Source organism: Aquimarina sp. RZ0 (assembly GCF_008370685.1).
Lineage (GTDB): Bacteria > Bacteroidota > Bacteroidia > Flavobacteriales > Flavobacteriaceae > Aquimarina.
Map to the genome: position 1 here is coordinate 121566 of NZ_VTZU01000008.1, position 12947 is coordinate 134512.

The following is a 12947-nucleotide window of genomic DNA, read 5'->3' on the forward strand; positions in this document are numbered from 1 at the left end:
TTTAATCACAAATCGTATGATACCATTTTTGATTTAAAATTACCCAAATAAAATACAGTTGTTTTTTCTTTAGGCAAAAAAGAAAAGTTCAGCATAGCTCAAGCTATGGCTAATTTTTATTTTGAAGCATAAGGGGAAAAGAACAAATTTTAGTGGGTAATTTTAGGGTAGAAATGGTATGATACGATTTACGGGTGAGAATTTCGTAAAAATAATGGCAAGGATTTTTCGCTAGATTGATGAATCAAATTAAAGAATAGCCATAGCTATTGTTTCATTTTATGAAGAAAATATAGTAGAAAAAGAATGTCATTAGATGCGAAATTTTTATTCGTAAATCGTATGAGTTGGGCTTCCCTTTATGGTCCTCAAGATATTACTGAACCATCTTATCTATACTCCAAGTTCCATAGCCAATAGACAAAAAGTGACGACCTCAATATTGTTTTTTTAACTTAGGAAATCCCTATTGTAGTACCCGTGAAGAACGACCTTTTAGTTTCTTAACTAACACACGTATACTCAAAGAAGGTGGATATTCAACAGGCATCTGAATATAGTCTTTACTCACTACTTCTCTCAAAATATGAAAATTCTCAGAATTACATATCTGAATCAGTCAATCACGACAACGATAACGAATATCTCCTTGCAAAATACAATTTCGATACTTCGCTGCCCAAACGATATGACAACTTAAATTGCTTATTGAATGTGAATTCTTACGATAATTTGACATTCGACAAAATTAAAACATTTATAGAAACTAAAGTAATTGCAATGAAATTGCAGGGTTTTCTTTTAACCTTTAACTAGATTATAAATTAATTAACTGATTATCAAAAATTTACACTCAATTCCAACAGCTTTATCTTTAATAAATTAGCTTGACTAAAAAGTACAATTGACAGATAAAAACTTATTTTTTTTTTAATGATGTTAGGGTTTATATGACTTAAGCTGTTTTTAATATAAACCAACTAAAATATTATGAAAACATTATGCAATCATTTAGAAATTATTTTACTCACTTTTTTTGCATTATTCGAAAAAAATTTCAAAAAAGTTGAAAATACACGCTGGACAAAAAGAAAAAGTCAAACTTGTTGTGGTAATCAGAACTATATAAAGACTGATAAAGCGCATAAACTTATTGACATCTTTACTCTCAAAAATGCTACAGAACATGATTCTAAGATGTTAAACATATTACGAATAGAAAAAAAAGAAGGTCATTTTTTTTTGAGTAACAATTCTTACACTCATAATACACAAGAAAAAACAATCAAAAAATACAAAATAAGTAATCCGATACGCGAAAAAGGAAATAAAAATCACCTATTAGTAGAAATATCAAAAATTAAAGCGCCAATAACGTTTCTATACGGTTTTCATGAAACAGCATATAAAAAGCTATTTATATTTTATAGAAGAGTGTCCCCCCCCCTTTAGTTTAGAACACCTAAACCTTATCTATACTGATATAAAAACAATCAAGTAGCTGATGGATAAGATCGAAAATTGAAAGACTAATGAAATATAATAAACACCTTCATAACAAGGAACTACTAATCTTTTAAAACCCCAAAACAAAGATTCCCATAGTAAATAAAGTCTCTGCCAGACACCACTCTATAATATGTTTACTTATAACAGCTATACAACCTTTTACTAAAACTATCCTTCAATTAAGGTATACTATCAGGAGTCTTTAGTTTAACCAATTCTAATTAAAATCATAATGAAATCAAAAACAGAACAATTTCTGGTATTCATCGCAGTACTGATTACACAAATTTCTTTTGCACAAGAAAAAACTGTTACAGGTAGTGTAACGGATAACTTAGGTCTTCCTCTGCCAGGAGTGAACATCGTTGAAAAAGGTACCAACAAGGGAACTCAATCAAATTTTGATGGAAAATACACTATCACTACAAGCAAAGGAGCCGAACTTATTTTCAGCTATCTTGGTTTTGCTGATAAAGTAATCACCGTTGGGGATAACAACACTATTAATATTCAATTTGAAGAAGAAACTGCGATTCTTGATGAAGTAGTAGTGACAGGAGTTGCTACCGGAACTAGTAAACGTAAATTAGGAGTCTCTGTTAATTCTGTTAAAGCCGAAGACTTACAAACACCAGGTAGTCAATCAATTGACCAGGCATTACAGGGTAAAATTGCAGGTACCATAATCCAATCTACCAGTGGGCAACCCGGACAACAGCAAAATATCGTGCTTCGTGCAATCAATAGTATTAACGGATCCCAACCTATGATATTAATAGACGGTGTTGAGATCCTTACATCCAGTTCTAGTATTGGAGGCGCAAACCTAAGTTCCAGATTGTCTGATATTGATTTTAGTACAATAGATAGAGTCGAGACTATTTCTGGTGCTGCTGCCGGAACAATCTACGGAGCACAAGGAGCAAATGGTGTTATCAATATTATTACTAAAAAAGGTAACGCAGGGAAACCAAAAGTAACTATCAGAACTAGTTCAGGTTTATCCCAAGTAATTGTCAATAATAACTTTAGAAGAGCTTCTTTTCATCACTATGAAACAAATGATCAAGGTTTGTTAATAGATCTCAATGGAACTCCAGTTATACAACGAAACAATCAATCTCAATATTTGGCAGTAGATGTAGAAGTAGTTGATGTAAACGGGACTCAATTAGGGAGTCAAGGGATTAACAATACTCCCTATGCAGAACCTATATTTGATGCAACCGATGTATTATTTAAAGATGCCATAAATCTTGTTCATGGAGTCAATGTTTCTGGTGGTTCAGACAAGATGACTTATTTGGTTTCTGGTAATAGAACAGCGCAGGAGAGTGTAATTATTGATGGTACATATGTAAAGTATGATGGAAGGCTCAATTTGAGTTTTGATTTGTCTGATAAACTTAAGGTAAACACTCGTTTTGATGTAATAAACAGTACAAATGATACTGGAAACAGTGTGATACGTTCTGTTTTTGAGAATCTTCCTCACGTGGATCTAAGAAATGCCATAAATAGTGATGGAGATTTACTTGTGGTTCCGGATGCAACCGATCCAAATTCTTCGAATCCATTTTTTGCTACAAGCATTCAGACAAGACAAGATGAAATTAATCGGTATATTGCCAATTTGGATATCAAATATAATCCATTTGACATCCTATCTATTAATCTAAAATATGGTTACGATTCGTATTCGCAAAACTTTATATTTTTTCAAGAAAACAAAAGTGATCATCAACAAGCTTCATCTATAGGAAGTAATATTAATGGAAGAATTAATTTATTAGAAAGTCGTGAGTATTTCCAAAATTTTCTTGCTTCTCTAAACCTAAATCTCAATTTCCGAGAGAAATTTGACTTGAATACTTCTTTAACATCTCAAACAACCATAAATTTTGACTGGAGAGATCGAAATTTCACGCAAAGTAGTCTCAGTGGTACAGACAATCCTTTTGGCAGTTTCGGTGATTTTAACATCAACCAATCATCGACAAAAACGTTTAATGGATTTTTTGAATCTCCTTTTAGAACCTATGGGTTTTTAGTCAATCAAAAATTTGATTTCGGGAGTTTACTTGGTTTTTCTGCAGGTTTCAGGACCGATTTTTCTAATCGCTTTGGGGCTGGTTTTGATGCTACTTTCCCAAGAGGAGACGCATATTTTAATATAGCTGAGTTATTCGAGAGTAACACCTTAACTAATTTAAAAATAAGGGGAGCATATGGGAAAGCTGGTATTCAACCACCTTTTGGTCAAAATTTACTAACACTTTCGGGATTGACATTCGGTAGCGAAGTTGGTTTAGCTTTTCCTAATATTTTTAATAATAAAGAATTAAAAGTTGAAACTTCCAGAGAGATTGAAATTGGTACTGATTTCACTATTACTCCTGGTAGAGGAAATTGGTTCTCCAGTATAAATGGTAGTTTTAACTATTTCGACCGTAATACAGAAGATGTAATATTTCGCTCAGAAACACCTACTAGTTCAGGTTCTGGAGAGCTGTTTGATAATGCATATGATATTACGAGTGATGGTGTAGAACTAAGTCTTGATACTGCTATATATCAAGGGGATAATTTTTTCTGGAATTTTGGGGTAAGATTTTCTAAATCTTCTGCAATTTTAGCCAAGATCAAAACCGGATTACCTCTTGTGGTCTCTGACAACTTTGTTCTGGAGCAAGGTCAGGAAATAGGTACTTTTTCATTATTTGAAGTTATCACAAGTCTTGATGCACTAGATAATGATGGTAATAGAATTATTCCAACCGCAAATCTCGACAATTTTACCGTTGCCAGTAGTGGGTATGTAGTTAACAAAAATACTGGAAACGTTGTGATATCCCCTGATAAAAGAACATTGGGTAGTTCTCAGCCAGATTTTGTAATGACTTTTATTAATGACTTTAGTTTCAGCAAAACAGTTTCATTATCATTACAGTTAGACTGGTTTCAAGGTTTAGATGTTTACAACGGAAGTAAGCAAGTGCTTTATAATAATGCACTGCACGAAGATACCGCAGTACCTGTGACCATTGAAGATCCGACAGGAACTCTACAGACAGGTGCCTTTGTTACCTACTATACTTCTATTTATAACACGGGTGTTCCAACATCTCATTTCCTAGAAGACGGTTCTTTCTTGAGACTTAGAAATGTTAGTGTAAATTTTAAACTGAACAATTGGTTTAGGCTCAAAGGAGTTGACAATATTGACTTTACACTATCAGGAAGAAATCTATTAACCTTTACTAACTATACTGGTCTTGATCCAGAAGCTTCCGTATCTTTTGGAAATACTTTCCAGAGAGGTTTTGATTCCTTTACACATCCAAATACAAAAAGCTACAACCTTGGTCTTATTCTTACTTTTTAAACATAAAAATCATGAAAAATTTGAAATTTTTAGGAACTTTGATTTTGATTCTCCTGATTGCTTTTAGCAGCTGTGAGGATAATCTTCTCGACTCAGATATAGAACCTATTAACAATAACGAACCTACTGTTAATGGGACTATCACTAGCTTAAATGGTATGAAATCCTTTGCAAAAGGTGTTTATATTCATACTACCGACTTTACTAGAAGTAATTACTTCTGGTGGGTATATGGATATCATGAAAGTATGGGAGATGTGATGGTTACACCCTGGGGCAATTTGGGCATGCGCTGGGTAAATCAAACAGAGTCTATAACTCTGGATGATGGAACTGTTATTAATCCACCTGTTGGCGGTACGCAACCTATAGAAATAGCTCTTAGAAACACCCGTGCCGCCGGAAGCGATAATATGACTCAGTTTGAATGGTTCGATATGTATGCTTTAAATGCTCACTGTAATGTTATTCTGGAGAATATAGATAATCTAACAGATCCAACTCAAAATCAAAAAGATGTATATAGAGCCTGGGCATTATGGTGGAAAGCATATGCGTATCATAAAATTGGTTTAATATACGAGAAAGGTCTTATCGTAAACTCAATCGGAGAAATTAATAATGAATTCGTAGATTCTGATCAAATAATTGCAGAATCCGAACGCTTATTGACAGAACTGGAAACGTTAATCACTTCGATTTCTGATATTGCTGAGTTTAACTCAATTTTTGATAGCTTACAAATTGATATCATTTCTAGTAACGTAGATTTAGATGCTCTGATAGAAAATATCAATACATTAAAAGCTAGAAATATTGTGTACGCCAATAAAGTTACCGATATGACTGATGCACAATGGAATCAGGTCTTGATGTTGGTTAATAAAGGAGTCAGTGCAAACGATAAGGTATTTACAATGAATTCAGAAAATACGGTATTAAACAATTCTTGGCTACCAGGAGTAGTAACTGGGTTTTGGTATTACCCAAGTCAGCGTTTAATTCAGGATATTAATCCAGATGATGCACGACTTGGCAATTATTTCCTTTTTAACCCAACTCCTAACCCCAGAGGTAGAGGAATTCAATATGGATCTACACATTTCTGGAAACAAGAAACTCCAATTGCATCAACCACCGCAAAAACTATATCTATGTATTATGCTGGCTCTTGGGAGGAGAATCAGTTGCTAAAAGCTGAAGCCAAAATAAGAACTGGAGATATTGAAGGTGGGCTAGAAAACCTTGATGCTGTAAGAACTTTTCAAAATTCTGGCTTGCCTGCAACTGTTGGAACAAGTCTAAGTGAAGCTGATGCTCTGGAAGAAGTGAGGAAAGAGAGAAGATTAGCTCTGATAATGCGTGCTGTATCATTTTATGATGCCAGAAGATATGGTGTTTCTTCCGGCTCAAGAACGGGAGCACACGTATTAGATGCAGAAGGTGTTTTAAATACCAATGCAACGATTAATTACAACTATCTTGATTACTGGCCAGTTCCGGCATTTGAGACAGATTTCAACCCTATAGATAACAACCAAAATTAACACTGGTTATACCTACCCAATCGCTCGAATATGATGGGCAGATTTAGAATCTATGTGGCGTATGCTCAAGAACTAAAGATAAAAAACCAGTTGCAATGATTTGCAACTGGTTTTTTAATATCTAGTCTTCTCTAGTATCCAAATGTTTTGGGCTTTATACCATTGCAAAGACGGCAGAGATCACTCCTGTTTTATTACCCTATTTACAATAAAATGGATCATATGTGGAAAGACATCTACACTAGTATCTAATCAAAAATTCGTAACTATTTGATTAAATAAAATATGTCTACAAAATATAAAGCAACTATACCTGATTCAGGATACTTTATTACCATCACCGCGGTAGGTTGGATAGATGTATTTACCAGATGAAAACAAAAATATATAATCATAAATAGCTACAAGTATTGTCAGGAATAAAAAGATCTAGAAATATACACGTATTGTATTATGCCTAGCCATATACATATGCTTTGTAAAGCAGAAGAAGGACTTGTTTAATCAGGTATCATTAGAAATTTCAAAAAGCTCACCTCTAAAAAGATCGTAAAAACGATTCAAGAATATCCAGAAAGCTGAAGAGAATGGATCTTAGACTATTTTAGTAACCTACCTTGGGGCAAGCCGAGGCATGTATTGAAAAAAACATTTTGATTTCGATTATCGAGTAAAAAATAGATTTTGGGAACTAAATCTGACACATCCAAAAGATTCTTTATTATTCATTTCTTTGACCAGTCTTCCCGAAAGTCCATAGATTTTTAATTTCATTATAATACGATTTATAACTAAAAATTTCGCATATTCATCGTTTCTTTTTCCTTTCTACTTCGTTTAAAAAATAAACCGTAGCTATAGCTATGCTTGATTTTTTTGCCTTGCATAAAGAAAAAATAATTCAATGAATTTATACGAATTTTTTAATCACAAATCGTATAAAAAGCCATATTAAAACAAGCTTGTTCGGTAATCTCTGGGTCAGGATTAGATGTTTCTTTCTTCCATAACTCGGCAACACACTCTCATTCACCAGTTTCTACTTTTCGTTTTGCAATTTCAAAACTTGATATTGCTTTTACGTAGTAATCTCTCACCATACATGTTTTTCTAAATCTGACAGTTATATTAATATTTTACTCAACTTTAACTTCACACAACAGAATAAACTTTATCTTAAACATTCCAAACTAATAATAATTGAAAAACTATAATTACCTCTCATAATCAGATAACGAACTATATTTTATCGAGTATATATGTAATTTATCGATTATTCAACAAATTTAGAGGTAACTAAAAGTATATCAATACTTTACAATTACGATATTTATTAAACATAACAGAAATTGTAATGTCTGTTATGAAAATTGAAAGTATAGTTAAAAAGTTATAAAATAATTACGGATTTAATGTTTAATCTTTAAAAACAAAAAAGTATGATTTTTTTTTTACGGAACTATTTTTATTGATGTAAAAACCTTGAAGAAATTTTTAAAGCAATTACCGGTAGCAAATTGTAATGTCATCCATGGATAAAAAATAATCTACGGTTTGCTTTAAAAATATTATTTAAAGAACAATACATCTGAGAGCCAACCGAAAGTCCTAAGAGAAATTTCGATTGGTTTTATTTATAACGATATCCATAATGATTAAAACTCCATTTTTACTGTAGTTAAATCATAAAGTTAACAACACAGTTTTAATCTATATTTCTCGTTAATTACTGTTAATTATCTTCACTCCATCCCAATATGAAACACAAATCAGTTGATTACTTAGCTTTGGTACTTCCAAAAGTATTGGTATATATCCTATTAACAGGCTTAATTCTACTACTGAATTCTTTTTCAAAGATAAACGCACAATCAAAAGGTAGTATTATTGGAAATATTTCAGATCAGTTTGGAAACCTTCCTGGAGCGAAAATATCCATTGAAGGTCTTGATACAGTTGTTACAACAGATATAGATGGAAACTATAGAATAGAAATTGATCCAGGTAATTATGTATTGACTACAGAATTTATTATGTATGTTACCATTTCTAAACCTGCCATTGTAAAAGCAGGAGAAACTACCACAGTAGATTTTTTACTCGAAACAGGGTTTTCAATTGATCAACCTATTTCATTAGGATCTCGCTCAGTACCAAACTCTTCCCTTAAAAATACTGCCGCCGTTAATATTATTACTCCTAATGAAATAGCCAATATATCAAAAAATGAGTTAAGTCAGGTCTTACATTATCTCATCCCTTCTTTTCACTCTACCAATCAAACCATCGCAGATGGCACAGATCACATAGACCCAGCCTCCTTAAGGGGATTGGGGCCAGATCAGGTTCTTGTCTTAATCAATGGTAAAAGAAGACATAGTAGCTCTTTACTAAATCTTAACGGTACGGTCGGAAAAGGCTCGGTAGGGACTGATTTTAATTCGATACCTATTACTTCTATTGAGCGTATTGAAGTTCTAAGAGACGGAGCTGCATCTCAATACGGTTCTGATGCGATAGCTGGGGTAATCAATATCATACTGAAAAAGCAATCGGAAACAATCGTAGTTGACAACCGAGCCGGAATTACTACAGAAGGGGATGGATTTCAGGTTTTTTCTGCTGTTAATTTTGGGCTAAACATTGGTGAAAAAGGTTTTGTCAATGTTACGGCAGAATACAGAAATAGAGAATCGATTAACAGAGCTGGTGATTATAATGGAGCCGTATATTCTAACGATCCAATAGAAGATCAGCAACTTATCACTGCTAACAATTTTTACCAACAAACTGGATATTCTGGCAGAAGGGTTATGGAGATTGGCAATGCCTCAACTCAAAATTTGGGATTATCCTTTAACGGGGAGTTTACACTATCCGCTGACGCAAATTTCTATTTCCATGGTGGGAGAAACTATAGAGAAGGTAAATCAAAAGGATTCTATAGATTCCCCAAAGATCAAGATAGAGTAGTACTGGAGTTATATCCAAATGGATTTTCTCCTGAAATTTTGACTGATATACAGGATGACGCCATTACTATGGGTATTAAAGGCATGAGAAACAGTTGGAACCTTGATTTTAGCCACACTATTGGAGTTAATAGATTAGACTATACAATAAATCGTTCGAACAATGCATCCCTTGGGATCACCTCCCCTCGTACATTTTATGCGGGAGGCTTTGTTTATCAGCAAAATACTACTAATCTAGATATCTCCAGAACCTTTGGCTGGCTCAAAGGTACCAATATTGCTTTTGGAGGTGAACTACGTGTTGAAAATTATCAAATAATTGCTGGAGAAGAAGCTTCTTATGTTTTTGGTGGAAGTACTTATATTAATGAATTTGACGAAGAGCTACCACGAGCAACGGGTGCTCAAGTGTTTCCTGGTTTTCAACCAGAAAATGAATTGAACAAATTCAGGACTAATACTTCTGGATATTTGGATATTGAAGCAAATATTACTGACAATTTGTTGTTAAAGGGAGCAGCCCGATATGCCTCATACAATGATTTTGGTGATCAAATCATCTGGAAATTATCCAGCAGATATGGCTTTGGTGATAATCTAAGTGCCAGGATCGGTTTTTCAACGGGTTTCAGAGCTCCTTCTCTACACCAGGTTTTCTTTCAAAATATAAGCACGCAATTTATCAATGGAGAAAGCGTACAGGTAGGGACTTTTAATAATGAAAGTGCTATAGTCACGGATGCCTTAGGAGTAGACAAGCTTAAACCCGAACTATCCAATAGCTTTAATGCTGGAGTGAGTGGAAAAATTCATGATAATTTCACCTTTGCTCTAGATTACTATTTAATTGATATTAAAGACAGAGTCGTTCTCTCAGGAAGGTTCTCTGAAGGATATGAGGAAATATTTGAGCCTTTCGGGGTAAGTAGTGTACAGTTTTTAACCAATGCAATTGACTCAAGAACTTCAGGTTTTGATGGAATTTTCGCATTTAAAACCCCTATAAACACAGGTGTAATCAACGCTACTTTAGGGTTTAATATTACTAACACCAAAATTGAAGGTGGTGTTAAGGTTCCTACCTCCCTTTTGGGTGAGGAAAATGTACTGTTTAATAGGGAAGAAATAGCACGTATTGAGTCTGGTCAACCCAATTTTAAATTAAATTCCTTGTTTTCTTATGAAATTAACAAATTTAGATTTCAATTGGTCAACACCTACTTTGGCGAGGTAGAATATTTACATCCTGAAGATGGAAATCTGGATAACTTTGTTTTAAATGAATTTACTGGGAATATTGAAACCCGGGATCAAACATTTATGCCCAAATTAATAACAGATATAGAGGTTTCCTATCAATTTAATAATTATATTAAGTTAGGAATTGGAGGGAATAACATTTTTGATGTATATCCCGACGAACATAGGCATTCTGCCAACACAGAAAATGGAAATTTTATTTACAGTAGAAGGGTACAACAATTCGGAATTCGAGGAGCAAATTATTATTTTAAACTCTTATTACTATTATGAAAAAAGTCTGTTATAGTTTAACTTTTGGTAAAGCGATAAGGTTTAAGAGCGTACTAATACTTTGTTGTTTCTGTTTCATTTCTGTTTCAAATATATATGGACAAGATCTCAATGAAAATGTATTAAGAAGTCAACGAGCTATTTTTATCTTCAATTTTGCTCAACAAATAGGTTGGCCCAATATCGATCAATTGAGTACATTTACTATTGGCGTTTTGGGAACTGACCCTATAATCATAGACCTGGGGTCAATGGCGCAAAGAAGAAAAATATTTGCAAAACCTGTTGAAGTCTTGCGATTTCAAAATGTAAAAGATATTAAAAATGTTCAGCTTTTATATGTGAATCAGAAATATAGCTATGACCTTAGTGCTATTTTCAAGATCATTTCGGAAAAGAATACCTTGTTAGTAACAGAAAATTATAACTACAATTCTTCCATGATCAATATGATTGGCGTTGGTAATTCTTTTGAATATGAAATCAATACACAGCGAATAGAAAATGAAAATTTAATAATCGCTCCTTCCTTAAAGAAATATGCTATAAGTTCTATTAATAAATGGAAAAAACTGTATGAATCCACACAGTTTTCTTTAGAAAAAACAGAAGAAGATATTAAGCAGAAAGAGACTATTATTCAAAATAAGGAAAAACAAATAGAAGGCATTACTCACGAAGTAAAAGATCGAGATAATGTAATTCAACTACTTTTTGATAAAACCGAACTGCAAAGAAAAAAGTATAATGAAAAAGTTCAAATCGCTATTGAATTAGAGCAAAAAATACAAGAACAAGCATCTATTATACAGGATCAACAAAAGGCGATAGTAAATAAAGGCGAAGACATTTTAAAAAGTAATAATACAATTACTGAACAGCAAAAAATATTAAGTAATCTAGAAAATGAAATTAAAGAAAAAGAATCTTTTTTAAGTCAAAGGCTTGCTGAAATAAATACCCAGAAAAAATTCATTTGGCTTTTGATCATATTGGTGGTAATATTTCTTTTGGGAGCATTTATAATCTTCAAAGGGTATTTAATACAGAAAAACTTGCGTAGACAAATAGAAACCAAAAATATTGAAGTTAAAAAGCAGGCTAAGAAATTAATCGAAAAAAACAAAGAATTAAGAAAGAAAAACTATCAAATCAATGAGCAATCGAAAACACTAGAATCTCAAAACAATGACTTAGAACAATTTGCATACATAGCCAGTCATGACCTCCAGGAACCTCTCAATACCATATCCAGTTTTATTGGTTTATTAGTCACAGAGTATGGTGATCGTTTTGATGACGTAGCAAAGAATAGCCTGGAGTACATCAACGATGCCAGTATTCGGATGAAAAAACTTATTAATTCCTTACTTGAATACTCTCGGCTAGGAAGATCAAAGGATCATTGCATCGTAAGCTGTAGTACCTTGATTGACGAACTCAGAGCGGATCTCAAAAGTGCTATAGAGCGAACTAAGGCAAAAATAAATGTGCATGAGTTACCAGAAGTAAACGGTTCTGAAATTGAGCTACGATTACTTTTTCAAAACCTCATTAGTAATGCCATGAAATTTACCAAGCCAGAAGTAATACCTGAAATTTTTATTTCTTGCCAAGAAAACAAAGAAAAAAATGGAGCTTCAACTAACTTTTGGGAATTTTCGGTAAGAGATAATGGAATTGGTATTCCTGAAAAACAAAAACATAAAATTTTTGACCTCTTCCAAAGATTACATTCTAGAGAAGAATATAAAGGTACAGGTATCGGTTTAGCACATTGCAAAAAAATAGTAGAATCTCACGGTGGAAATCTTTGGATAGATTCAGTCGAGCATAAAGGGAGTACTTTTTACTTTACGATCCCTATGAAAAAGGAAGTGTAATTATAACCCTGTCTCAGGGTTAAGCCCCAGGAGGGCTCTGGGAGCTAGCTCCCAGAGCCCTCCTGGGGCTTGGTCGCTAAATCAAGTGCTATCCGATCCCCAAATTTAATATATA

At 33.3% G+C, this 12947-nt stretch carries 5 protein-coding genes and 1 pseudogene; 5 read left to right on the plus strand and 1 reads right to left on the minus strand.

Annotated features, from left to right (window positions below):
* Positions 1 to 376: 376 nt before the first annotated feature.
* Positions 377 to 739, minus strand: a pseudogene (tnpA, locus tag F0000_RS05290) (IS200/IS605 family transposase).
* A 251-nt stretch (positions 740 to 990) separates the two neighbouring features.
* Here tnpA and F0000_RS05295 point away from each other — a divergent pair.
* The 5 genes from F0000_RS05295 to F0000_RS05315 all read left to right on the plus strand — a co-directional run bounded on the left by F0000_RS05295 (position 991) and on the right by F0000_RS05315 (position 12832).
* Positions 991 to 1452 carry a hypothetical protein gene (locus F0000_RS05295; RefSeq protein WP_149623664.1) on the plus strand — a complete coding sequence of 154 codons (462 nt, stop codon included), beginning with the start codon at positions 991 to 993 and terminating at the stop codon, positions 1450 to 1452.
* A 289-nt stretch (positions 1453 to 1741) separates the two neighbouring features.
* A complete protein-coding gene (locus tag F0000_RS05300; RefSeq protein ID WP_149623665.1) occupies positions 1742 to 4894 on the plus strand; it encodes a SusC/RagA family TonB-linked outer membrane protein in 3153 nt (1050 codons plus the stop codon).
* 11 nt (positions 4895 to 4905) lie between these two features.
* Positions 4906 to 6441 (plus strand): RagB/SusD family nutrient uptake outer membrane protein, encoded by a 1536-nt coding sequence (locus F0000_RS05305; protein ID WP_149623666.1) that lies wholly within the window; start codon positions 4906 to 4908, stop codon positions 6439 to 6441.
* Positions 6442 to 8198: 1757 nt separating this feature from the next.
* The gene (locus F0000_RS05310; RefSeq protein WP_149623667.1) at positions 8199 to 10949 is read left to right on the plus strand and encodes a TonB-dependent receptor; all 2751 of its coding nucleotides are present in this window, start codon (positions 8199 to 8201) and stop codon (positions 10947 to 10949) included.
* Positions 10946 to 12832, plus strand: a complete 1887-nt coding sequence (locus F0000_RS05315; protein WP_149623668.1) for a YfiR/HmsC family protein — start codon at positions 10946 to 10948, stop codon at positions 12830 to 12832. Before F0000_RS05310 ends, F0000_RS05315 begins: the two co-directional genes overlap by 4 nt.
* Positions 12833 to 12947 lie beyond the last annotated feature (115 nt).

Bases quoted from the DNA above. Each gene is read 5' to 3' on its own strand.
- F0000_RS05295 (WP_149623664.1), top strand. From the start codon at position 991: ATGAAAACATTATGCAATCATTTAGAAATTATTTTACTCACTTTTTTT.
- F0000_RS05305 (WP_149623666.1), top strand. From the start codon at position 4,906: ATGAAAAATTTGAAATTTTTAGGAACTTTGATTTTGATTCTCCTGATT.
- F0000_RS05300 (WP_149623665.1), top strand. From the start codon at position 1,742: ATGAAATCAAAAACAGAACAATTTCTGGTATTCATCGCAGTACTGATT.
- F0000_RS05315 (WP_149623668.1), top strand. From the start codon at position 10,946: ATGAAAAAAGTCTGTTATAGTTTAACTTTTGGTAAAGCGATAAGGTTT.
- F0000_RS05310 (WP_149623667.1), top strand. From the start codon at position 8,199: ATGAAACACAAATCAGTTGATTACTTAGCTTTGGTACTTCCAAAAGTA.